Below are 23,259 nucleotides of genomic sequence, written 5' to 3'. Positions count from 1 at the left end.
ATTTCGCTAATCAACAGCCATTTAATAATAAATAAATTGGATGACAACATTTCAAATCTTACTCTTCCTATGTCGCAACAGATTTTGCTCCTTGTCATCCAGGAATCAATTCAATTCTCGACCCCGCGGACACGCCGCGGGGCGTAGGCAGAGATAGGGTGGTTAAGAACCTTCCTTTTCAACCTCTGTAGCTTCGCCCTCACCTTTGCCACCTTCCTCCACCTTTGCCACCTTCCTCCAAACCTTTGCCACCTTCCTCCAAACCTTTGCCACCCTGCTCCAAACCTTTTGCGACCTTGCTCCTACCTCTCTAATCTATCCTTTCTGCTGCCAACGTCCCGCGGCTTGTCCGCGGGATCCATAAATTCATCTAAAGCCATACACCTGGACAAATCCAATGGGTAGGCATATTAGATTATGACACTTGCTTGCAGCCAGAAAAAAACTTAAATAAAATCAGAGTCTAAATTACGATGGAGAATCATTCATCATGAACCGTTGTCCCTGGGTAGGCATTGGCAAATCTTTTTATCAACAGTACCATGATTCGGAATGGGGTATTCCCGTTCATCAGGACCAAAAACACTTTGAAATGCTTCTGTTAGAAGGCGCTCAGGCGGGATTAAGCTGGGAAACCATTCTCAAACGCCGCGAAGCTTATCGAAAGGCGTTCAAACAATTTAATCCAAAAGATGTAGCGGTTATGTCGGATGAAGAATTACATGAATTAATGACTAATTCAGAGATAATTCGCAATCGCATTAAAATATTTTCTGCACGTAAAAACGCAATAACTTTTTTAAAAATTGCGGAAGAGTTCAGTTCCTTCGACAAATATGTATGGCAATTTGTGGGTGGAAAACCAAAAATCAATTATCCCAAAAGCATGCAAGACATTCCGACACATACACAAGAATCCGATGCTCTATCTAAAGACTTGAAAAAGAGGGGAATGAGTTTTGTCGGATCAAAAATTATTTATGCCTATATGCAGGCAATTGGGATGGTGAATGATCATTTGGTCGACTGTTTTTGCAAAAACTCCATTGTAAACGCTCCGAAATAATTTGATAAAAATAAAATAATAATCTTTCTTATCAAGTACTTAAAAATTTAAACTCCTAGTCTCCATTTATTATCCTTTCTTATTCACTTATACTTATCAATTAAGTGAACAGTAAAAGTTGTCCTTATAAATTTAGGTATCAGAGAATGATCATAAACAGCGATTTTAAACCTGCCTGGTGGCTCATCAATAACCACGGGCAAACTCTGTACCGCACATTAACTCATAAAGAAAATATTCATGTAGATTCCTTCGAACGGCTCGAATTACCAGATGGGGACTTTATTGATTTAGCGTGGAAAACTAACGGTTTAAAGAGTACTTCTCCTTTAGTCATCCTACTTCATGGATTAGGTGGTGATATCAATTCAGCTTACGTGACCACTTTAATTAATGCATTTAATCAATCAGGGTATCGTGCTGTCTTGATGAATTTACGCGGGGCAAGTGAACCTAATCGTCTCCCCCGCTCTTATCATGGAGGGGATACATCGGATTTCGCATATTTTCTCAATGAACTCAAACTAAGGGAACCCAACACCAAAAAAGCAGTTGTAGGGATTTCATTAGGAGGAAATATCTTACTTAAATGGCTCGGTGAAACAGGTTCCCAAAATTTAATCGATGCAGCCATAGCCATCTCAGTCCCTTTCCAACTGCACAACGTGGTCCAAAGGATCAATAAAGGATTTTCCAGAATTTATCAGTCGCATTTAATTGACAAGTTACGAACCAGTTTCTTGCTGAAATTAGATGTCATTAACAAGGAATTACCCCTCACAAAAGAGAAATTGTACTCAATAAAAAATCTTTATGAATTTGATGAACAAATTACCGCTCCTTTACATGGGTTTGTTAACGCGGCAGATTACTATAAAAAATCCAGTTCGCGGCAGTATTTATCCCAAATCGCCACCCCTACATTAATTATTCACGCTTTAGATGATCCGTTTATGACGCCAGATATCATTCCTAGTAAAAATGAGTTGTCTTCAGATATTGTTCTGGAATTAAGTAAACATGGAGGACATGTAGGGTTTATTGCGGAAAAAAAACAAGACTGGTTGGCGCAACGAATCCCTAAATTTCTTATGGAATTCATGTATTGTGCTCCATTCAATTGAAAATAAATACTTGCTTCTAAAATAATAAGGCGTAAGAAATAAGACCTTTATTTTTTTTACAAATTCTGTCTTTTAACTAACTTCCTGCCATTTTAAAATTTTTATTTAATTTATTGTCCATTTTTTATACTTTATGCTCTATAATTGAATTTATAGTTTTTTGAGCCGGGACGATGAGTTAAGCCTAAAATAATCAAAAATGAGAATTTATTGGATATTTTTTGTAACTCTTTGCCCATCTATTGCGCTTCATCGTATCGACAGGGAATATTTTAAAAATTCAATGATAGATATTTTTTTTAAAGACTCCGAGGAAAATATGCTTGCAGGTGTTTTTATACATTCAGGACCCGATTATAAAACCTTTCTTTCAGTGAATTCATCTCAATTTCCTAGGTTATTTTTTATAAACGTTATTTGTGCCCACCAAAGGTGAAGAATGTGATTTTTGGATGAGAAAAAGGCACTCCATTTCAATTTTTTTTTGAGGGGGATCGTAACAATAAGATAGTTTTTTGGAAATAAATCTTTAGTTCGCTTTCGTTTGTGGCTTGATAAAAAGTAGCAAATAAAATCTGCAATCCTAACAGCATTCATGGAGACAAGTAATATGAGTAGTAGCATTAGAAGAGAAAACCTTTCTTTCGAAAAATTAGCAGTACACGGCGGTTCTCCCATTCGCGACAAACCTTGGCCAACTTACGATAAGGGCAATGTGATAATTGATGATGAAGATATGGAGTTGGTTTTAGAGGTCATTAAAAGCAAACGTTTGTTTCGTTATGACAATCGTGAGCTTAAACACACCCGAGTAGGCCAATTTGAAGAAGGATTAAAAGAATATTTCAGCTCTGAATATGCTCTGGCTGTAAGCTCAGGCACCGCTGCCATTTCATTACCCCTCATGGCCCTTGACTTACCGAATGATTCATTGGTGGGATGCCCTGCATATTCCTTCACTGCCACGCCTAGTGCGATTATTCAAGCCAAATTGAAGCCCCTTCTTATTGAGGTCGATCGCAATCTCCATATTGATATGGCAGACCTCGAGAAAAAAATTACACAAATGAAAGCTTTAGTTGTAGTGCACATGAGGGGTTTTCCTGCACCCCTTCCCCAGATTCTGGAGCTGGCGCAACGGCATGGTGTTCCTGTCATAGAAGATGCTGTCCCTAGCCTTGGATGTAAATTAGAGGATAAATATCTGGGTACCTATGGTATTGCCGGGGCCTTTAGTACTCAATCAGATAAATCACTCAATACAGGGGAAGGAGGATTTATATTAACGGATGACAAGGATCTCTTTTTAAAATGCGTTATTTTGTCAGGAGCTTATGAACGCATGTTTGAAAAACATTTTTTAAATCAACAATGCGCCATTGATTTTACATCCATTCCTGTATTTAATTTCCGTCTCGATGAAATTCGTGGTGCTTTGGGTTTGTCCCAATTAAAGAAACTAGACAAACGCCTTGGTTTACTATCACAAAATTATTCTTATGTGAGACAAGGAATGGAACATTTGAGATGTCTAAGGCCTAGAGAAAGTTGGCATGAAACAGCATTCCCTCTGGGGGATAATTTACTTTTGGAATTAGACGGGTCTATAGAAGACTGCTGTTGGTTTGCCGAAGCACTTACTGCAGAGGGAATCGACACCAAAGCCCTGGGAGATCTTAATAAAACCAATGTACGCAGATTTTGGGACTGGTCTTACTTATTCGAGAATGTTCCCAAAGCAGAAATTCCCAATCTTCACCCCAAAAGTTTTAAGCATATTGGATCTTATCTTGACATCGCATTATCACCCACTTTAGAAAGGAACGATCTGGATGATTTCTTAACCGCAATTCAAAAAGTACATGATTATTATGAAAACAAAGAATGATTTGGATAAAAAGGTTGCTTTAGTTACAGGTGGAGATGGGGGCTTAGGCCTGGCCATGGCACTCGCCCTGCGTGAGTCGGGTGCTCAAGTCATAGTCTGCGGTCGAAATCAGGAAAAGCTAAAGCAAGCCGAATCAAAAGATTTAATCCCGCTTATTATGGATGTGAGCAGTGAAGAAAGTATTCAGCAGGGTTTCCAAACCATATTCCAAAAATACAAGAAATTAGATGTTTTAATTAACAATGCTGGAACCTATGAAGATCAGCATCTTTCAGAACTTTCACTGAAGGACTGGGATTATCTTATCCGAACCAATCTTAGTTCGGTTTTTCTTTGCTCTCAAAATGCTTCTCGTCTTATGAAGAACCAACGTTATGGGAAGATCATTAATGTGGGTTCTATGTATTCTCTATTTGGCCATCCTAATTCGATAGGATATGCTACGACAAAAACAGGTATATTGGGTCTAACTCGTTCGCTAGCCTTAGAACTAGGCCCATGGAACATCCAAGTAAATGCTATTTTACCAGGTTGGTTTGAAACCGCCATCAATGGTTCATTACCTCAAACTCCCCGGGGTGATGAAATCAGAAAAAGAACACCCTTAGGACGATGGGGGCTTCCTCAAGATATTGGCCCTTTAGCTGTATTCCTTGCTTCAAAAGGGTCTGATTTTATCACAGGATCTATGATAACTATTGATGGAGGTTATTCTGCCTCAGATCGACCTATTTGGTAGGTCGATTAATTCGGTCTGCCATTATTATTAAATAGGGAAACTAATGTTGTTTTAGCAGATGTAAGCAAAGCCAATTTTCCAACATCCACTAATTGACGCATCACTTTATTGCCCATTTGCATGCGATCTATTGTCCATCCCGCTAAAAAGGCAGTGACCAGAAGTGCTATCGTTTTGAAATAATTCAGGGTTATTTTGGTTTTTTCAAAATATTCTTCATGCTCCATGACCTCATTTTGCTGAGCGTATAATACTCTATCAAGCAATTCAATTTGCGCTATTATCTGCTTCCTCGAGTTTTTCATGTTGAACTCTCGTTTGTGAAAAATAATTTCGGGTTTTTTGAAAACTCATATTTTTAATATTGAAAGATAAATATTTTATCAAACCAATTAAAAATCCTACATTGAGCAGCAACACTACAACAATAGAAATTAAAAAACGGTTAGAAGCAGAAACCACAAAATACCCGGACATAATGTACACGAGACATCCTATCAAGGATGTCACGGTGAACGATATGGTAAGCAATACAACGAATAAAAGGCATACGTTCACCAGCAAAGGCAGTACACTAAGTCCGGCCAGTCTTGCTTCAAGACGGATTAATGAACAAACTGTTTTGATTACTGAGATCTTTGCAGTAATCAATGCTTCTAATTGTTTTAGCGCTTCCATTATTTTTTCATTAAACGAGATAGAAGAAAACCGATACCGCCAGCAATTAAAATGGAAGTTAAAGGATTTTCCTGTACTTTCATTAATACACGATCGGAATATTCCTTGACACTTTCTCCTACTTCAGCAGCTTTATTCATTCCTTCATCATACAACTCACTTGCCTTTTTCTTACTTTCTTCTATAAATTGGCTTGTTGCAGACTCTTGCTCACCATTTAGATTGAATGATGGTTTTTCATTTGGACTTTTCATGTGAATACCCTCCGTAGCATTTCATCAAAGAATTAAGTGAAATAATATATTAAATATAGTTATTGTCTTGAATAAAGCAATTAAATTTCTCTATTTATTCATATTTTTTTTCCAAAATAAGATAAATTTTTTTTTATAAAATTTATCTATCGTGTACATAAAAACAACATTGATTTCAACTAAAAACTAGGTACAATTTGCCGACTTAAAAACTATATAAGAAAATAATATGATAGAAAAAAATTTACAGCTATTAGAACAAACCGTAATAGATTATTGCCGCAGCAAAGCCCAATATTTTGAAAAGTCGTTAACACTTGATTTTTCATTTCTTTCTCAAGTCCATCGATCAATAAAACAACTGCCTATGGACAATGAAAAAGTTAAACTGATGCAGCGCTATCAGGATAACATTTTTAAACAAATTGCTGGATATCATCCTAAAATTGCTTGCAGATTTAATTTTGCATCTGACATAAAGCAATTTGCACTTATAATCCAAACAATTGGTCAATTCGAGAGTAGCGCTAAAGACCTCAATAGTAATTTTAGTATTGAAAGGAAAAACAAGTTTGATTGGCAAGGTTTAATTATGTTGCGAACTCAAATTAATGACTTAGCTGATAGAATAACTCGAAGACAGCTGATGTCATTATTTGAAAGCCAAGTTCTTTCAACCGTTTATATGTTAGATAATCATGTCTATTCGCAATTGACTTTTAAAACCGAACTGGAATCAGAAGACGAAAAAACTTTATCCCCTTACCTATGTTAATACTTATACTTTGGCTGTAGAACTCAGATGAGTTCTACAGCTTTTTTCTTTGATTCTCCCATTGTAGCAATCACCATTCAAAGCGAGAAACTCGAGATATATGAGAGTCATCATTTGAGGCTCTTTTACTCCTAAGCTTGAGGAATGCGATGAATCAACTATATTTTTATTTAAGCTATTATTATTGGAGCAAATAGCATAAATAAAATAAGGAGAGAAACATGTTGAATCTAGATACAGAAACAATTTGTGATCTGCTTGATAAAGCGCGCCAATTTCAAGTCAAAGAAGAAGTCAGTTTTCCTGAAGTCACAGATGATATGGATTCACTTTATGTATTAGCTGATCATCAAGATGATGCCGTTTATCAAGAAACCATTGAATACATTAATAACTTGCGTTCAGACCAACAAGCAACACTAGTAGCATTAATGTACCTAGGTCGAGGTGATTACACTCAAGATGAATGGGAAGACGCTTTAAGTTTCGCCCAGGAGGAAATTACTGAACATACAGGGGAATATTTATTATCAAGGCCGATGGTTGCTGACGACATTGAACGCGGCTTAAATATGTTAGGAATTTCTTACCACGATTAGTATTTGCACAAGGACAGGCATGGCATTTGCTCATATAGGTACTTCAGGGTGGGTTTATGAAGGTTGGAAAGAAATTTTCTATCCAAAATCTCTTGCAGCAAAAAATGAACTGACCTATTACGCAAGTATTTTCAATACAGTAGAACTAAACAGCAGTTTTTATAGAGTACCTAGCATAAAATCAGTGGAGAAATGGAAAGAAATGACTCCCGGTCAATTTATTTTTTCATGTAAAGCCAGTCGCTTTTTAACCCATGTAAAAATGTTAAAAGATGCTCAAGAAAGCGTGAATTATTTGCTTCAAGTTTTAGAAAAATTTGATGAAAAATTAGGACCTATTTTATTTCAACTTCCTCCTTATTGGCCGATGAATTCTAAGCGATTGGAAATTTTTATAAATCTTTTACCGGATTCGTTTCAATACACGTTTGAATTCAGAAATAAAACTTGGCTGTGTGATGAAATATATAATTTACTTGCAAAAAATAATATTGCACTTTGTTTTTACGATTATAGAGGGTATCAATGCCCTGAAATTATAACCAGTGACTTCATCTACATCAGGTTGCATGGACCCAATCCTCAGCCATATTATGGCCATTATGAAGAAAGGACTCTTTTAAACTACGCGCAAAAATTTGCACATTGGCAAAAACAGGTAAAACGAATTTTTTGCTATTTAGATAATGATCAAAAGGCCGTTGCGCCGCATGATGCACAGCAACTCGCGCATCTTATCCAATTGACTTGAAAAAAATCTGAACAATAATAAGGGTTTGTGGAATTTGAACCATGGATGGACGTCGACAAACATTACCCAAAATAAAATAACTGCTCATCAAAGATATTTTGACCTAAAGACTATTGAAGTATTACTGGCCATGCGCGTAGGGACGCTCCAGCCATACTTTAAAAAAAATGATTACGAGAGACAGATCCCTAGCTAAAACAGTGAGACTTCACTAGAATGATTTATTTTACTGATAAATAATAAATTCTTATTCCAGGTGCATTCATGAATATTCACACTGTTGTTGAAGAGCAGAGAAAATTTGCAACAATCGGACAAGCTAAAGCCATTGATTTCCGTATTCAACAACTCCAAAAACTAAAAAAAATTCTAAAGGAAAATGAACAAAATTTATACAACGCACTTTATTCGGATATCAAAAAATCTCCCTTTGAAACTTACTTAACGGAGCTTGCCCTTACCTATCATGAGATTGATAAGGCCATCAAAACCGTTTACAAATGGGCAAAACCCAAACCCGCGCGGACTTTACTGGTTCTTCAGCCTGGTAAAAGTTTTATCCTTCCTGAACCTTATGGCACAACATTAATTATTGGTGCATGGAATTACCCTTATCAACTCACGTTAAGCCCTTTAGTTGCAGCTATGGCAGCAGGAAATACGTGTATTATCAAACCAAGTGAATTACCCAAAAATACTTCTTCTGTCCTGGCTCAAATTATTAATCAAAACTTTGATCCAGCTTATTTGTATGTTGCAGAAGGCGGTGCTGAAATAACACAAGAGCTTCTGGGTTTTCGTTTTGATAAAATATTTTTTACCGGCAGTACCGCCGTAGGAAAAATTGTCGCAAAAGCTGCTGCAGAACACTTAACCCCAGTTACTTTAGAATTAGGCGGCAAAAGTCCTTGCCTGGTTTTTGCTGATGCAGATCCCAAAATCTCCGCGCAGAGAATTGTATGGGGTAAATTTTTAAACGCAGGACAAACCTGTATTGCACCGGATTATCTTTTAGTTGAAAAAGCCATCTATCCATCTTTCCTGGAGGAACTGAAACAACAAATTAAAGAAGTCATCGGCCCGAATCCTCTCGAAAGTGAAAGTTACATTAGGATTATTAATCAAAAACATGTTCAACGTCTAAAACAGCTTATCGATCCCCAAAAAATTTATGCAGGGGGCATAGTCATCGAGTCAGAAAACTATATTGAACCCACCATTCTTAAAGATGTCAGTTTTACAGATGACGTCATGAAAGAAGAGATTTTTGGTCCAATTTTACCTGTAATCCCTTTTACTGATCTGCAGCTTGTTATCAATGAAATAAAAGCCAGGCCCCGTCCTCTGTCTCTGTATGTCTTTGGAAAAAATACCCAGGTACAAAACAAGATTTTACAAGATATCTCCTTTGGAGGAGGTTGTATTAATGATGTCATCATGCATATCAGCAATTCCAACCTACCCTTTGGTGGTGTTGGAGAAAGTGGCATGGGAAGTTACCATGGCGAAGCTGGTTTCAATACATTTAGTCATTTCAAAAGTATATTAAAGCGACCTTTTTGGTTCGAACTTCCAGTAAAATATAGACCATATACTCAATGGAAATTAAAAATTATTCGAGCTCTTTTGGGGTAATAAGAGGAGCTCGTTTTATTGAGATAATCCATATTCGGACAATGCCATTATGGATTAGATTTTATTACATCTCTCTCAACCATTCTTTGTGCCCGTTTCGCAACCGCAATTTGCAATTCTTGAAAGAACCGTGAAGGTTCTAAAGATGGTATAGGGTTGGATTCGTGAAATTTTCCCCAAGATTCATCCAATTCGGAATGAATGTTTAAATCCATATCCAGCATGGAATCTAAAGCATGTGTTTTTTGATGATAATCCAGGATCATTTTTCTGCATGCCGCTACAAAACAGGAATTCTCTTCTAAAATGAGCGCCGAATTACTTAAAAAAGCAATAACGCGTTCATCTTTATGATTTTGTTGATGCTGTATGACGAGAAGTAAAAAATCTTTTAATAAATGATGGAGTGCTCCATAATCCTTATCCGCTTTCCCTTCCAGTCCATAATGATCTACCATATTTTGTAGTAGTTTCATGCATTCTTTACTAACCGGCATTGCTTGCTCCCAGTAAAACAAACCATCTTTAATTAAAGGCTTAGGAAGAAAATTTATCAAGAAAAATAAAATGCACTTAAAAAATGAAATAGGTTCATTAAATCACTCTTTAATCTTGTATGGAGTCCTTATAAGGTCTATAACTTTAAGAATAAAATGAGAGCAGCTTATGGCAGAAAAGAAACCCAAAATGAAAAGCAGTAATTTAAAAAAATCATCTGCTCCATCAATTGTTGAAGCAAACCCCTCTATTCTCGCAAGCATCATAAAAGAATTGCCTGGTAGTATCTACTGGAAAGACAGGAGTGGAGTATATTTAGGGTGTAATGACACCATGCTGGAGATGGCAGGCGTAACATCCATCGTGGGTAAAACAGATTTTGATCTGCCCTGGGCCGCTTCTGCTGATACCATCCGTGCAAATGACCTGAAAGTCATGACCTTAAATTCTTCCTTAGAGTTAGAAGAAACTGGAACCATAGCTAATGGAAAACAAGTCGTTGTATTAACGCGAAAAACACCCTTGCATGATGCCCAAGGAAAGGTGATGGGTATTATCGGAATTTCCCTGAATATAACCCACAGAAAACAACAAGAAGCAGACCTGCTTGCAAGTCAGGAAAATACTCTTTCAACATTAGAAAACATGTTAGCCAGTATGCCTGGACACGTTTATTGGAAAGATAAAAATGGAGTGTACCTTGGGTGTAACAATCGGCAAGCGCAAAGTGTGGGATTTCAATATGGTTATGAACTGATAGGTAAGACAGATTTCGATTTACCCTGGGGAGAAAACCAAGCCCAGTTATTTCGCCAAAATGATCTTTATATTATGCAAACAGGCGAAACAGAAATTATTGAAGAAGTGGCTTTGGTGAACGGTAAAAATGCCATTTTCCTAAGCCATAAATCACCTATGCGTAATAAAAAAGGCGAAGTAACCGGAGTACTGGGTATTTCAATTAATATTACTGATAGGAAAAAAATTGAAGCCGAACTGAAAATAGCTAAAGAGAAAGCTGAAGCAGCAAACCTTGCAAAAACAGAATTTCTTGAAAACATGCGCCATGATATTCGCACGCCCCTCACAGGAATTGTTGGATTTGCAGATCTGATTAAATCTGAAGCAAATGACACCCAGATTAAAGAATATGCAGACAATTTGGTGGCTTCAAGCCATGCTTTGCTTGATTTTATGGATGAAGTTCTTGAGGCAATCCATGTAAGTTCCGGGGAAGTGCCTAAAGTACGAAAAAAATTCCTTTTAAAAAAGATTATTCAACACGTTATTGATCTGAATAAAGCCAAAGCTGCTGCAAAACATCTCAATTTATCCATGAATTTTGATACTGCTATACCCCTATATCTTATTGGTGACCCCGTGCGTATCCATCGCATTTTACTAGAATTGGTTGCCAACTCTTTAAATTTTACTGACACAGGATATGTCCGATTGTCAGCAGAATTGGCAAAAAAGGAGAATCGGGAAGTGGTCATTAAATTGATTGTTGAAGACAGTGGGATGGGTATACCTAAAGACAAACAACAAGAAATTTTTCTGCAATTTAAACGTTTAACCCCTTCCTACAAAGGTATCTATAAAGGAGCGGGACTAGGGCTTGCGGTCATCAAACAGTTTATTGATGAATTAGAAGGAGAGATTTATGTTGAGAGTTCCATTGCAAAAGGTACAAAATTTACGTGCATTGTCCCCCTGAAAACAGCTCTTTTGGAAGATGACACAGGTATTGAGCAAGATCTTATTGAAACCGATATTCCAAGCTATGAATCGAAATTTAAAAACAACAATGAAAGCAGGAATTCAGTGACCAAACCATTTAAGTACCGCATTTTACTTGTTGAAGACAATACCATTGCCCAAACGATAGCAAAAGAAATGCTGAATCGCTGTAATTGTCATGTAGATTTAGCCGTGGACGGCCAATCTGCATTACAGTACTGGAAGAAAAATAAATATGATTTAATCTTTATGGACATCGGTTTACCTGATATGGATGGCTATCAGGTAACCCACCACATTCGTGTCCAGGAAATCGCAAAAAATCTTCACACACCCATCGTGGCCCTAACAGCCCATATTGGGGAAGAAAACAAACAGCGCTGTATTGAATCCGGGATGAATGCGGTACTTAGCAAGCCTTTAACCCAAAAAAATTGCCATGATATTCTGAATAGTTTTATCCCATCTATAAATCGGGAAAAAGGAATACTTACTAAAGATCACTTCATTGATTTTCCATCAACAGAAGAGCAGCTTTTTGAATTAACAGAATTTCCAATACTAGATATCCGAGAAGGGATTAAAACAACAGGTACAGAATCGACTCTTTGCGAGATGCTAAAGCTCATGCTCCATCAATCATTAGAAGAAGATATGGAACAACTCATGAAAGCACATGATGACTATGATTGGGAAAAAATTCAAAAACTAGCCCATAAGCTCAAAGGAGGAGTTGTTTATGTTGGCGCCTTCCGATTGAAAATGGCATGCCAATATTTAGAAGGTTACAGGAAATTAGGACAACGTGATTTATTAGAAAAATTATATCAACAAATGATCAAAGTAATCGATGAAACGCGTGGTGAAATAAAAAAATGGATAAAGATGAAAGAACCTCAGTAACTCTTGGGTGTTCAATATTGGATATTTTTGGTAAAATGAAACACATAATAATTACTTAATTTTTATCCTGTATAATTTTCCTTATATACAGTAACCATAGAGCAGATATCATGCTAAGCAAAATAAAAAGGCCAAATCGTATTAAAATCGATAATCCAGGAGGCGGCGATTGTGGGTTTTATGCCTTGGCTGTAGGATTAATTGATATCATTCAAAAACAGCATGCGCTTACTGAAACTAGTACCATTTATCAACATTGGAAAGTACAAAGTCCAGGATTAGTCGACCTGGAAGAAATTCTTGGTATTGATTTAAATGAGTTATACACCTCCTCTGGTAATTATAAAAAAGAACATCGCGAGCTCATGTTCAAACTACAAATGAGTTTGCGGAGTATCGCATGCAATATTTATCAAAATGAGCCTATTTTCAGGTTATCAGCAGAAGATGTGTTACAAGATGAGCGTGGCAAAATTGACTCAACCCCTATATATTGCAAATTTGCAGAAATAGTTGATTTTTACCTGGACAGGGGGAAAGACTCATTGGCTAAAATAAGCCAATTTAATGAATTGGCTTTTTCTCCGGAAGTTCGCAGACTGGCAGAAGAAACTGCTAAAGTCATTGAAGCCAGGATTAAAAATAAAGGTGCTAAAGAAGCGCAAAAAATAGAAAAGGACTATATAAAAGAAGTTTTAGTCCGAGACATTATTTTAAATAAAGAAGCAAATCCCGACTCAATTATTTTAAAGGGTGTGGAAAAGATTGAAGAACAAGGAAGATGGGCTACCCATTATGACTTAAAAGAAATAGCGGATCAGCTTCATGTCAATCTGCATGTAGTAGGTCAAATGGACGGACGTGATAATCCCTTATATCCTACGGTGACATTATATAATGAAGGTAATGCACATTGGACAACGAGTATACAACGATTGCCAAAAGCTAAAGAAGAGCATTTTGATCTCGATGTCGAGGCTGATATCCCTCCTCTGCATCATAAAGAACTGTCACCTAAAGAAGAACAAATCATAGAAGCTACTGTAAGCACGCAACAGGAAGGCGATAAAGTTGGGGCGTATCGAAGAAATGTAAGAGAATTAATGGACGCAGCATCTACTCCAGGTTTTTTTTCTAAAGTTAAAAACAAAATTGAAAATCTTGAAAATCTGGATGAGCTACAAGCCGAGCCAGGTGAGTCGGACGAAAAATTTGCTCTGCGTTTACAAGAAGCCCATTACCGACGGGCTTTGAAGTAAGCATTTACTTCCAGGTTGTCCTAAAGCAAGAGCTAAACCAGTAGGATACTAAGTACTCATTAAGGCTTTCTTATGGACAGTATGCAACGTTTTATTGATGCACAACAGGGTGTAGATGGATATATTGCATTCCAGCAAGCTTATCAGGAACTAAACTCTGGAAGGAAGTTGAGTCATTGGATATGGTATATATTTCCTCAGCTCAAACAGCTTGGTTTTAGCCCAATAGCGCACCAATTTGGTATTCTGAATTTTAAAGAAGCCTGTGAATATTTACAGAATACAATACTCTTTCAAAATTATGATGCAATTACGCAGGTACTGGAACAGCAATTAAAAAGAAATACGCCTATTGTAACCCTAATGCATGGGGATACAGATGCCAAAAAATTGGCATCAAGTCTCACCTTATTCCGAGAAGCTGCTTTTTTCCTTTGGCATCAAGACAGAGCATGTACAAATTTTGAAACACTGGCTTGCCGTTGTGATCGAATACTCAAGGAAATATTTCAACAAGGTTATCCCCCATGTGAACGTACCCTTGTTTTAATAAACCAGTCTTAAATACCAAATCAAAAAACAAAAATTTTATTCTAATTTTTACTCACAAACAGTGTATGATTACTTTCCAAAAACAAAGTGGAAAATAAATCGATGAGTAAATTTTTTGGCATTTCATTCCTTATATTCAATCTGCTACAAAACGCAAATGCCAATAATCTCACTGCGATAGAAAGCGAAATGGTCCAATATATTTCTCAGCAATCTTCAAAACAGCTTGTATTATTGAAAAAGTTAGTCAATACAAACAGTGGAACGACAAACCTGAAAGGTATAGACAAAGTGGGAAATATAGTGCGTCTACGTCTGGACCAACTTGGATTTAAAACTTTTTGGATTAATGAACCATCCTATATGCACCGGGCAGGAACATTAGTTGCACAACATCATGGGCGCAAAGCTAAAAAATTATTGTTAATAGGTCATCTCGATACGGTATTTCCCGCAAACAATTCATTTAAACATTTTGAACAAAAAGGGTTATTTGCTACAGGTCCAGGAGTTATAGATGATAAAGGAGGCGTCGTTGTTCTCCTTTATGCATTAGAAGCTTTGAAAGAAGTGCATGCTTTAGATGACGCTACTATAACGGTTGTGCTGACTGGAGATGAAGAGGATTCAGGAAAGCCCACTTCCATTTCAAGAAAGCCTTTGATGGATGCAGCAAAAAATAGTGAGATCGCTTTAGATTTTGAGTGGTCCATAACTCAAGATACAGCAACCGTTGCTCGTCGAGGTATTATCCACTGGACCATAGAAGCTACTGGTAATGAGGCGCATTCCTCTGAAATTTTTCAAAAAAAAGCAGGTTATGGCGCTATTTTTGAATTAGTGAGAATTCTTAATACCATGCGTACTAAACTCAGCGGAGAACACTTTTTAACTTTTAATCCCGCTTTAATTTTAGGTGGTACAACGATTAAACCTATAAATAACAGTGAGGGTGAGGTATTTGGCAAAGGAAATGTTATTGCAAAAATTGCGACAGCGAATGGAGATTTACGTTTTATTACAGAAGATCAAAAAAATGAAGCCGAAAAAAAGATTACGGATGTTGTTGCAGATCACTTGCCAGGTACCTCATCTTCTATCAAGTTTCAAGAAGGAATACCCAGTATGCCCCCTTCTACTGCGAATGAATCCTTATTACGGCTTTATGGCAAAGTCAGCGAAGATTTAGGACAAGGAATGGTACTGCCTCTGGATCCCGGTTCGAGAGGTGCAGGCGATATATCGCATATTGCATCCCTTGTAGAGGGAGGATTAGCAGGATTAGGACCCGTAGGAACAGGAGCACATTCTGCAAAAGAAACTCTGGAAATACCTTCCTTAACAATACAAACTCAACGTGCAGCTCTATTAATTTACCGATTAACCAATCAGTAAAGAAAATCGCTTTAAAAAGCGGTAAGCACTATAATAGCTATTAGGAATCTGAAATTATTACAGCGACATCAAAGCTTGTCTTTATTTAAGATTTTACATCCATTCAATTAAAGAATTTTTAAAATATCTATGAACTTACTCAATCTAATACCTTATATCCGCCGCAGCTCTTATTTAGAATTACCCTCTCAATTTTATGAAGTGATTGAGCCCACACCCATTGAAAATCCATATTTACTTTTATTCAATCATGAACTAGCTTCTTACCTTGCCCCACACAATTGTCCTCTTTCCAATAAAAAGGAGATGATATCCTTCTATGCTGGAAACACTGTTCCAAAACATTTAAAAAGTATTGCATTAGCCTATTCAGGACATCAATTTGGATACTATGTTCCTCTTTTGGGCGATGGGCGTGCCGTGCTTATTGGCGAAATATCCAGCCATGATGAAAAGTGTTGGGATATTCAACTTAAGGGGTCAGGAAAAACCATGTTTTCTCGAATGGGTGATGGTAGAGCCCCACTCTCTTCTGTATTAAGAGAATATTTGATAAGTGAAGCCATGTATGGTTTAAACATTCCAACCACTCGTTGCCTGGCTGCTGTAGCAAGTAAAGAGATGATATTAAGGCAAGACGGACCTGTACCATTAGGGGTATTAACTCGTGTTGCATCCAGTAGTTTAAGAGTGGGCTCCTTTGAATATGCTGCGGCTCAAAAGGATAACTTTCAATTACTGCGATCTCTGGCAAACTATGCAATTGAACGTCATTATCCTGAGCTCATTGCCAGTGCAAATCCTTATCTTGAGTTCTTTAAGAAGGTAGTGGACAGGCAAGCAAGACTTATTGCGGATTGGATGGGAGTCGGTTTTATTCATGGGGTTATGAATACAGACAATATGACCATTTCAGGTGAAACGATCGATTATGGCCCGTGTGCTTTTATGGATGAATTTGATATTGGAACTGTATTCAGCTCTATTGATCGAGGGGGACGCTATGCATTTGGAAACCAGGCTACAATTGCAAAATGGAATTTGGCCCAATTGAGCCTAACCTTACTTCCCTTATTGAACAACAAAGATGCCCTCGAACAAATTCAGGAAGCTCTCAACTCATTTACAGGAATTTTTTCCCAGTATTGGAATCAAAAAATAAGAAAAAAAATAGGAATTCTCCAAGAAAATTTTCCATCAACGGAATTAATTAAAAATTTTTTTGGGCTGTTACAACAATACAAACCTGATTATACCAATACATTTAGGCTGATGAGCCAAGCTATCGATTGTGCGCGTCAGCAAAAAGAATTAATCAAAACATTAGGTGATCAATCGAAAAGTGAACTCTGGGTTTCCGAGTGGTTAACCCATATTAAAAATCAACATTTAGATATCCATACAATAAAAAACGAGATGAACCAAGTAAATCCTGCATATATTCCAAGAAATCACCTGGTTGAAAAAGCCATAAAGAATCTGGTTGAAAACCAGGACAACACTTTAATGAATACACTATTAGCTGTCTTGAAAAATCCTTATCAACAACAGAAAAATACCGAAAAATTGCAAGATTTGCCGTTACCTGAGGAAAGGGTTTATCAAACTTTTTGCGGCACTTAGTTGTTAATTTTAAAGATTTTTTGTTCGAATTAACCCTTTGTCCGGCAAATTAATGGCGTCATGTACATTCATACTGTCTGCAACATAACGACAAACAACAATCTATAAAAGTCTCATCATGCTTGATCAGTTTCATTTTGAATCTACAGCGCCATCAGTTATTTTCCAGAAAGATAATGTCAGGATTAAAGTCGAGTTAATATTCGCGTAATTTTTCTCATATATAATGATTAAAGAAACAAATAAAGCGTTTTTTAAACAAATAATTGGTTTCTGATCTTCATTAAGGCACATGAGTAGTCTCCACTTGAGACTAGAATACCTGAATGAAGAGATGTATCAATGAGAGAAATATCATGCTTGCTAAGCGATTAAATGAACAGAGAAAAGGCCTTCTTACTGAACAAAGGCCAATGCCATTACTTCCTCCATTTAAAGCAGGTAAGTTGCCTCACAAAGATATGCTTCTATTCAGAGATCAAGTAAATGAACTTATTCAACAATATAACCAAGAAGCTGGAAACGAAAAAAAATTATTAATATTGCAAGATATTCAAAAAAGAATAAAAAGGATTGAAGATAAATATCCCTCTTCACATTTAGCAAAATCTCCGGGTTTCCTTGCTGCCCATGCGACTCTTTTCAAAGAAATCAAACATCAATATGAAACCCTGGGCATCAAATCTCTAGATACTTCAAAAGAGCGCTCTTCCCCTCTGTCAGAACTCATCGCGAATATGTCGCCAGAAAAAGTAGATAAGCTCCTTGCTATTTTGTTACCTGGTAGCCAAGCAAAGATTGTGGGAGAAGACAGTGAACTGGCAAATCTTTACTCTTTAGATGATGACAGTGAAGAGGCAAAGCGATTTCGTGTTTTTCTTAAAAACCATCAAATTCAATATTTGGGTGGCAGCAATTCCAAAAATTTTAAAGTGACAAACATTATCAACAATGAAGAAGTAGTTTTAAAAGTTGACTGTCGGTTGGACATGCCCAAAGATGTTGAATCTCATTTACGCGACAGATTAGGTGACCAGATTGCACCCAATGATGCCGAAAGACAGGCACAATGTGTTGTTAAAGGAAAAAGGATAGTAAGAACAATTGCTGTGGTGGAATATTGCACCAATGGAAGCCTTGAGGATTACAGGTCTAAAATGGAATATATGCAAGATCTAGAGGATAGTGTTGGTGAAATTTTTGAACAAATGGCAAGTACCTTCCTGGATATTGAGGAAGCAGGATGTATGTTTCCGGATGCAAAGTTTACTAACTGGTTAGTTGATGACAATAACAGAATTTTCATTGCTGATACCAAAAGTTTTGTTTATATAGATAAAAAAGGGAGGTACGATTCAGGCCTACCTGAAAATAAATATTATGAATTAACGTATTCAGACGGTTTTTCTCCTCCAGAACTTGGTGGATTTTTCTCATTATCTGCCGATGCCGCTCATGCTTATACGCTTGGAAAAAACTTATATTCTTTTATCACATATAAATTTGAGGAAGGATATAATGGTAAAAAATTTGATTTTACACATGATTTTTTTAAAAAAAACCCTGAATATCGAGAGTTGATTGAAGGGCTTGTTCAGTCAAACCCTGCAAAGAGAATGCCTGTAAGAGAAGCCCTAGACCGCCTGTTTATGCTAAATAATCCAGACTTTAAAGATGTTCTCACTGATCTTAAGGCATTAAAATATGGTGAAAATGATAAAGTAATGAATCAATATATTCGGGAAAAACAACAACAGATTAACAAGACAAAAGACCCTGATGACCCTGATGAACGTACAAGGATTTTAAAAGAAATGGAATTAATGGTTCAAAACTTAAAAGCGGATACGGTAGCACGAGAAGTAAGGAAGATAATTAAGGATTTCAGAGAAGGGGCAGGTTTTTTTACAATAGGTATGAAGGCAAAAGCGAATCGAATTGAGCAGCAAATGAGAGAATTACCTCTGGAAGAACGCTGCAATCTTATTGAGTCTAAATCACTAACCAAAGTAGAACAGGCCATTGCATCACATCGCCATTGGGGAGGCAAAACCTATTTAACATCTGAAGGGAATATCGATCTGAATAAAGCGGCCAATAGCTTCAATGGCTTCAAAAAGTTTAAGGATACTTTACAAAAACACAAGACTACTGAGGAAAGCATACAAAAGGAAAATAAAGAAGAAATTCAAAATAAATTTTAAGGAAACGATAAAACATGAATTTTAATTTATTATGCAAGAAAATAGGAATTCACTCTGATCAATCTACGGCAGAACAATTGAAGAGATTGCAACAGTGGTTTGTGGAACATATTTCTAGCGATTTATATTTTTCTGGTACTGAGCAGAAACAATTCGAACAAATCAAGCGTGTTAGTGAATACTATTTAGAATCAATTCTACCTCTACTCTCTCAGGAATTAACAAAGTCGAATCCAGTATTAGACGGAGAAAATCTCATATCCGCGCTCGCTTCTATGGGTTTTGACCGAGTGCTATTATCCTTAAATACAGATAAAAATAATGTGAATACGAAAAACGCTCAGGGACTTTTTCCATTACATCTCGCTGCTATAGAGGGACATTATCAAACTGTACAGACTTTATTAGCGGCGGGAGCTGAGATAGGAGTTCTAAATCAACAAAAACAATATCCTTTGTTTAGCGCTTTAATTTTGCCAAGTATTCATACACCTCATATGAGACAAAATAAAATAAGAATTTTCAATCTTTTAAAAAATGAAGGTTTTCAGTTTATAAATCACCAAGATGTTCATGGTAATACCGTGCTACATCAGATGGCCCTCCATGGTTTTGATACATTAATTCAAGATATTTTATTAACCAACCCCGATCTGTGTTACCTAAAGAATAATCATAGCCACTATCCCATACATACAGCCATTTTAAACAATCGAATTCAAAGTGTGATACCTCTATTACATTTTAAAGATGTAGCCATGCTAACCGACAGTAAAGGTTGGACAGCAATGCATTATGCAGCTCTCTATGCACATAATGCGATAATGGAAGAATGTAGTAAATTAGCCCCCAATATTAATGTTCTTGATAAGATGGGAAGAACGCCACTCATGCTTGCAGCTGAATCAGGCAGGATCGAAGCAATGCAAATTCTTTTGCATCATCATGCTGATTTCACCCTTACTGATTCACTAGGATATAGTGTTTTACATCACTCAGTAAAAGCGAGACAATTAGATACTGTGCGTTGGCTAATTGAAAATATTAATATAGATATAAATGCCAAAGACAACAAAGGATATACTCCTCTTAAAATATGCGAAATGATTCCAAACCTCGAGATTAAAAATGAGATATCTGCTTTACTGGTAAATCATGGAGCCCATGCAACAATTTGAATGGGGTGATAATCCTATCAGATAACTAACCGACGCGTCACTTTCAAGCAGGTTATTTATTTAAAAATAAGATTTATGAATCAATCGACTTAGATGAAACATTTCATGGATGCCGCGAACAAGTCGCGGCACGTAGATGAGGACTATTTTTAATAGAGGCACATATAATTGCACTAATGGCTACTTTTCCTGACCAGTTTCCCATACCACCCTTCGATGATTTTTAGATACGAAACCACCGGTGAGTAAATTGTAAAAGAGCAAAAAATCATTTTTATTGCCCACTGCACCTCACCTACGTGCGCGACTTGTTCGCGGCCTCCAACAGCTCGGCATTTAAACAAACATGTTATCATTTAAATAGGATTTATGAAAAGGCGGCTTTAAATACCATTTCCTGATGCAGGAGTATTCTTAATGGAGGACATATTAATTATTAACGGCTACTTTTCCTGACCCAGTTTCCCATACCAACCTTCGATGATTTTTAGATATGAAACCACCGGCGAATAAAATGTAAAAGAGCAAAAAATCATTTCATTGCCCACTCTGCATCTCACCTACGTGCCGCGACTTGTTCGCGGCATCCAACAGCTCAGCATTTAAACAACATGTTATTTATTTAAATAGGATTTATGTAAAGGCAGCTTTAAATAACCATTTCCTGGATGCAGGAGTATTTTTAATGGAGAATATATAATTTATATTAATGGCTACCTTTTCCTGACCCAGTTTCCCATACTACTTTTCAAAAGTTTGATATATGAAACCACCGGCGAGTAAATTGTAAAAGAGCAAAAAATCATTTTTATTGCCCACTGCACCTCACCTACGCCGCGACTTGTTCGCGGCATCCAACAGCTCGGCATTAAAACAAACATATTATTTATTTAAAATAGGATTTATGAATAAAATGCGGCTTTAAATACCATGCAGGAGTATTCTTATATGGAGGATATATAATTATCAATGGCTACTTTTCCTGACCCAGTTTCTCATACTACTCTTCGAGATTTTTAGATATGAAACCACCGGCGAGTAAATTGTAAAAGAGCAAAAAATCATTTCATTGCCCACTCTGCATCTCACCTACGTGCCGCGACTTGTTCGCGGCATCCAACAGCTCGGCATTTAAACACAAAGGCCCTCGTTTTATTTATATAACTTTTTGATAAAGAACCTCTTTAAGTAAAGCCCCACCTTCATAAAACTCTTCTAACTTGGTGTTATCAGTCGCTTCAAAACCTAGTGCATCATAGAACTTCTGTGCTTGTATGTTTGCTTCAAATATCCATAAAAGTATTTTTTGATATCCCTGTTTTGACAGTTCAGAAATTGCCGCCTCGCATAATTGGGTCCCTAATCCCTTTCGCCAATAGTCTGGGTGTAAATAAATTGCGCTAATTTCACCCATTAAACGGTCTGCACTAAAATCACGAAAAGGACAAATGCTCGCAAATCCTACGATTTGATTATTGATTTCTATAACCAAAACACAGCCTTCTTGTTCTATTAGAACTTGCCATTGGTGCGTCCGCTCTTGTAGGGATAAATTTTGTAATATAATTTCAGGAATGAAATCTCGATACATCTTTTGCCAGGAACAAATATGAATTTGCGCTATAGCACTTGCATCCGCTAATGTCGCTGTTCGTATTTTGGATATTACATGATTACTCATTATCAAGCCCTTAATGATATCATTTATTCTCAAGAGGAATAAATTACTCACATTTTTAAATTCTGATTAATAGGTGATATGCTATGTTAGAATAAAAAAATTGTCACTAAAAAGGATTGTGTATGATTAAATTCAAAAAAAAACAAAATTTAATTTTAAGTGCTGTTACCTTCATTATATCCTCGATGGCTTCAGCAGGAACCGTAGTAGTCGATGTCTCTACCACTGAGGGAGCTTCTGTAGGGAAAATTGTCTTCGAAGACAACAAATACGGTTTATTGATTAAACCGCAATTAACCAGTCTTCCTTCAGGAACCCATGGTTTTCATATTCATCAACACCCAGACTGCGGGGATCATGCAAAAAAAGCAGGCAGTCATTTAGATCCAGAGAATACCAATAAACATCTTGGCCCCTATGGAGAAGGACATTTGGGTGATTTACCTGTATTAGTTGTGGATGATCATGGTAACGCAAACATCCCGACCCTTGCTCCTCGTTTGAAAACATCAGACATCCAAGGCCATGCCATCATGATACACCAAGGTGGAGATAATTATAGCGATACCCCCCCTCTAGGTGGAGGCGGCGACCGTATTGCTTGTGGGAAAATTTCGTCATAAGTCCATTAAATCCGGATTCAATTGTGTTGGTTCCGGTTTTTTTTAGGATAATTATTTTTTAATATTTCTTTTCTTTTTATAACTTGGCATGATA

General features: G+C 36.8%; 21 protein-coding genes. 16 read left to right on the top strand and 5 right to left on the bottom strand.

Going from position 1 to position 23,259, the window contains the following annotated elements; all coding sequences use genetic code 11:
* Positions 1-490: 490 nt before the first annotated feature.
* The 4 genes from BU07_RS0106865 (at position 491) to BU07_RS0106845 (ending at position 4,817) form a co-directional block, all read left to right on the top strand.
* On the top strand, positions 491-1,066 hold the full coding sequence (locus BU07_RS0106865) for a DNA-3-methyladenine glycosylase I (protein WP_031564575.1): 576 nt from the start codon (positions 491-493) through the stop codon (positions 1,064-1,066).
* Between the two features lie 146 nt (positions 1,067-1,212).
* A complete protein-coding gene (locus BU07_RS0106860) occupies positions 1,213-2,190 on the top strand; it encodes a hydrolase (protein ID WP_031564572.1) in 978 nt (325 codons plus the stop codon).
* A gap of 610 nt (positions 2,191-2,800) precedes the next feature.
* The gene (locus BU07_RS0106850) at positions 2,801-4,078 is read left to right on the top strand and encodes a DegT/DnrJ/EryC1/StrS family aminotransferase (RefSeq protein ID WP_051635500.1); all 1,278 of its coding nucleotides are present in this window, start codon (positions 2,801-2,803) and stop codon (positions 4,076-4,078) included.
* Complete coding sequence (locus BU07_RS0106845; protein WP_031564566.1) at positions 4,062-4,817, top strand: SDR family NAD(P)-dependent oxidoreductase; 756 nt, start codon at positions 4,062-4,064, stop codon at positions 4,815-4,817. The genes BU07_RS0106850 and BU07_RS0106845 overlap by 17 nt, the downstream gene beginning before the upstream one ends.
* A 5-nt stretch (positions 4,818-4,822) precedes the next feature.
* On the opposite strand, the gene BU07_RS0106840 is transcribed toward BU07_RS0106845, so the two are convergent.
* Genes BU07_RS0106840 through BU07_RS0106830 form a run of 3 tightly spaced genes read right to left on the bottom strand, consistent with a single transcriptional unit; the run spans position 4,823 to position 5,749 of the window.
* The gene (locus BU07_RS0106840) at positions 4,823-5,122 is read right to left on the bottom strand and encodes a hypothetical protein (RefSeq protein ID WP_031564564.1); all 300 of its coding nucleotides are present in this window, start codon (positions 5,120-5,122) and stop codon (positions 4,823-4,825) included.
* Entirely contained in the window at positions 5,085-5,495 is a 411-nt protein-coding gene (locus BU07_RS0106835) for a hypothetical protein (protein ID WP_031564561.1), read from the bottom strand. The genes BU07_RS0106840 and BU07_RS0106835 overlap by 38 nt, the downstream gene beginning before the upstream one ends.
* Complete coding sequence (locus BU07_RS0106830) at positions 5,495-5,749, bottom strand: ElaB/YgaM/YqjD family protein (protein WP_031564560.1); 255 nt, start codon at positions 5,747-5,749, stop codon at positions 5,495-5,497. The genes BU07_RS0106835 and BU07_RS0106830 overlap by 1 nt, the downstream gene beginning before the upstream one ends.
* Before the next feature lie 229 nt (positions 5,750-5,978).
* On the opposite strand from BU07_RS0106830, the gene BU07_RS0106825 reads away from it, so the two are divergent.
* From BU07_RS0106825 to BU07_RS0106810, 4 genes are all read left to right on the top strand, one after another.
* Complete coding sequence (locus tag BU07_RS0106825; RefSeq protein WP_031564558.1) at positions 5,979-6,524, top strand: hypothetical protein; 546 nt, start codon at positions 5,979-5,981, stop codon at positions 6,522-6,524.
* A 221-nt stretch (positions 6,525-6,745) separates the two neighbouring features.
* Positions 6,746-7,123 (top strand): DUF3775 domain-containing protein, encoded by a 378-nt coding sequence (locus tag BU07_RS0106820; RefSeq protein ID WP_031564556.1) that lies wholly within the window; start codon positions 6,746-6,748, stop codon positions 7,121-7,123.
* 19 nt (positions 7,124-7,142) lie between these two features.
* Positions 7,143-7,874: a DUF72 domain-containing protein gene (locus BU07_RS0106815; RefSeq protein ID WP_031564554.1), complete on the top strand. Its 732-nt coding sequence runs from the start codon at positions 7,143-7,145 to the stop codon at positions 7,872-7,874.
* A 264-nt stretch (positions 7,875-8,138) separates the two neighbouring features.
* Positions 8,139-9,509 carry an aldehyde dehydrogenase gene (locus BU07_RS0106810; protein ID WP_031564552.1) on the top strand — a complete coding sequence of 457 codons (1,371 nt, stop codon included), beginning with the start codon at positions 8,139-8,141 and terminating at the stop codon, positions 9,507-9,509.
* Positions 9,510-9,556: 47 nt separating this feature from the next.
* Here BU07_RS0106810 and BU07_RS0106805 read toward each other — a convergent pair whose 3' ends face one another.
* Positions 9,557-10,006 (bottom strand): hypothetical protein, encoded by a 450-nt coding sequence (locus BU07_RS0106805; RefSeq protein ID WP_031564551.1) that lies wholly within the window; start codon positions 10,004-10,006, stop codon positions 9,557-9,559.
* Between the two features lie 169 nt (positions 10,007-10,175).
* On the opposite strand from BU07_RS0106805, the gene BU07_RS0106800 reads away from it, so the two are divergent.
* The 7 genes from BU07_RS0106800 (at position 10,176) to BU07_RS0106760 (ending at position 20,861) form a co-directional block, all read left to right on the top strand.
* Complete coding sequence (locus tag BU07_RS0106800; protein ID WP_031564548.1) at positions 10,176-12,650, top strand: PAS domain-containing sensor histidine kinase; 2,475 nt, start codon at positions 10,176-10,178, stop codon at positions 12,648-12,650.
* A gap of 110 nt (positions 12,651-12,760) precedes the next feature.
* Positions 12,761-13,909: a hypothetical protein gene (locus BU07_RS0106795; protein ID WP_035899020.1), complete on the top strand. Its 1,149-nt coding sequence runs from the start codon at positions 12,761-12,763 to the stop codon at positions 13,907-13,909.
* A gap of 72 nt (positions 13,910-13,981) precedes the next feature.
* A complete protein-coding gene (locus BU07_RS0106790; RefSeq protein ID WP_031564544.1) occupies positions 13,982-14,473 on the top strand; it encodes a DUF1810 family protein in 492 nt (163 codons plus the stop codon).
* Between the two features lie 90 nt (positions 14,474-14,563).
* Complete coding sequence (locus BU07_RS0106780; protein ID WP_031564542.1) at positions 14,564-15,856, top strand: M20/M25/M40 family metallo-hydrolase; 1,293 nt, start codon at positions 14,564-14,566, stop codon at positions 15,854-15,856.
* Between the two features lie 129 nt (positions 15,857-15,985).
* Positions 15,986-17,479 (top strand): protein adenylyltransferase SelO, encoded by a 1,494-nt coding sequence (locus BU07_RS0106775; RefSeq protein ID WP_031564539.1) that lies wholly within the window; start codon positions 15,986-15,988, stop codon positions 17,477-17,479.
* A gap of 542 nt (positions 17,480-18,021) precedes the next feature.
* On the top strand, positions 18,022-19,683 hold the full coding sequence (locus BU07_RS0106765) for a protein kinase family protein (protein ID WP_133134431.1): 1,662 nt from the start codon (positions 18,022-18,024) through the stop codon (positions 19,681-19,683).
* A 14-nt stretch (positions 19,684-19,697) separates the two neighbouring features.
* A complete protein-coding gene (locus tag BU07_RS0106760; protein WP_031564534.1) occupies positions 19,698-20,861 on the top strand; it encodes an ankyrin repeat domain-containing protein in 1,164 nt (387 codons plus the stop codon).
* Positions 20,862-22,017: 1,156 nt separating this feature from the next.
* Here BU07_RS0106760 and BU07_RS0106755 read toward each other — a convergent pair.
* Positions 22,018-22,542 (bottom strand): GNAT family N-acetyltransferase, encoded by a 525-nt coding sequence (locus BU07_RS0106755; protein ID WP_031564532.1) that lies wholly within the window; start codon positions 22,540-22,542, stop codon positions 22,018-22,020.
* Between the two features lie 122 nt (positions 22,543-22,664).
* Here BU07_RS0106755 and BU07_RS0106750 point away from each other — a divergent pair, with 122 nt between their 5' ends.
* Positions 22,665-23,165: a superoxide dismutase family protein gene (locus BU07_RS0106750; protein ID WP_031564530.1), complete on the top strand. Its 501-nt coding sequence runs from the start codon at positions 22,665-22,667 to the stop codon at positions 23,163-23,165.
* Positions 23,166-23,259: the final 94 nt, after the last annotated feature.

Source organism: Legionella wadsworthii DSM 21896 = ATCC 33877 (assembly GCF_000701265.1).
Classification (GTDB): domain Bacteria; phylum Pseudomonadota; class Gammaproteobacteria; order Legionellales; family Legionellaceae; genus Legionella; species Legionella wadsworthii.
Note: the sequence above shows the minus strand (reverse complement) of the source record. Positions and strands in the feature narration are given on the sequence as shown.

Bases quoted from the DNA above. Each gene is read 5' to 3' on its own strand.
- BU07_RS0106865 (WP_031564575.1), top strand. From the start codon at position 491: ATGAACCGTTGTCCCTGGGTAGGCATTGGCAAATCTTTTTATCAACAG.
- BU07_RS0106860 (WP_031564572.1), top strand. From the start codon at position 1,213: ATGATCATAAACAGCGATTTTAAACCTGCCTGGTGGCTCATCAATAAC.
- BU07_RS0106850 (WP_051635500.1), top strand. From the start codon at position 2,801: ATGAGTAGTAGCATTAGAAGAGAAAACCTTTCTTTCGAAAAATTAGCA.
- BU07_RS0106845 (WP_031564566.1), top strand. From the start codon at position 4,062: ATGAAAACAAAGAATGATTTGGATAAAAAGGTTGCTTTAGTTACAGGT.
- BU07_RS0106840 (WP_031564564.1), bottom strand. From the start codon at position 5,122: ATGAAAAACTCGAGGAAGCAGATAATAGCGCAAATTGAATTGCTTGAT.
- BU07_RS0106835 (WP_031564561.1), bottom strand. From the start codon at position 5,495: ATGGAAGCGCTAAAACAATTAGAAGCATTGATTACTGCAAAGATCTCA.
- BU07_RS0106830 (WP_031564560.1), bottom strand. From the start codon at position 5,749: ATGAAAAGTCCAAATGAAAAACCATCATTCAATCTAAATGGTGAGCAA.
- BU07_RS0106825 (WP_031564558.1), top strand. From the start codon at position 5,979: ATGATAGAAAAAAATTTACAGCTATTAGAACAAACCGTAATAGATTAT.
- BU07_RS0106820 (WP_031564556.1), top strand. From the start codon at position 6,746: ATGTTGAATCTAGATACAGAAACAATTTGTGATCTGCTTGATAAAGCG.
- BU07_RS0106815 (WP_031564554.1), top strand. From the start codon at position 7,143: ATGGCATTTGCTCATATAGGTACTTCAGGGTGGGTTTATGAAGGTTGG.
- BU07_RS0106810 (WP_031564552.1), top strand. From the start codon at position 8,139: ATGAATATTCACACTGTTGTTGAAGAGCAGAGAAAATTTGCAACAATC.
- BU07_RS0106805 (WP_031564551.1), bottom strand. From the start codon at position 10,006: ATGCCGGTTAGTAAAGAATGCATGAAACTACTACAAAATATGGTAGAT.
- BU07_RS0106800 (WP_031564548.1), top strand. From the start codon at position 10,176: ATGGCAGAAAAGAAACCCAAAATGAAAAGCAGTAATTTAAAAAAATCA.
- BU07_RS0106795 (WP_035899020.1), top strand. From the start codon at position 12,761: ATGCTAAGCAAAATAAAAAGGCCAAATCGTATTAAAATCGATAATCCA.
- BU07_RS0106790 (WP_031564544.1), top strand. From the start codon at position 13,982: ATGGACAGTATGCAACGTTTTATTGATGCACAACAGGGTGTAGATGGA.
- BU07_RS0106780 (WP_031564542.1), top strand. From the start codon at position 14,564: ATGAGTAAATTTTTTGGCATTTCATTCCTTATATTCAATCTGCTACAA.
- BU07_RS0106775 (WP_031564539.1), top strand. From the start codon at position 15,986: ATGAACTTACTCAATCTAATACCTTATATCCGCCGCAGCTCTTATTTA.
- BU07_RS0106760 (WP_031564534.1), top strand. From the start codon at position 19,698: ATGAATTTTAATTTATTATGCAAGAAAATAGGAATTCACTCTGATCAA.
- BU07_RS0106755 (WP_031564532.1), bottom strand. From the start codon at position 22,542: ATGAGTAATCATGTAATATCCAAAATACGAACAGCGACATTAGCGGAT.
- BU07_RS0106750 (WP_031564530.1), top strand. From the start codon at position 22,665: ATGATTAAATTCAAAAAAAAACAAAATTTAATTTTAAGTGCTGTTACC.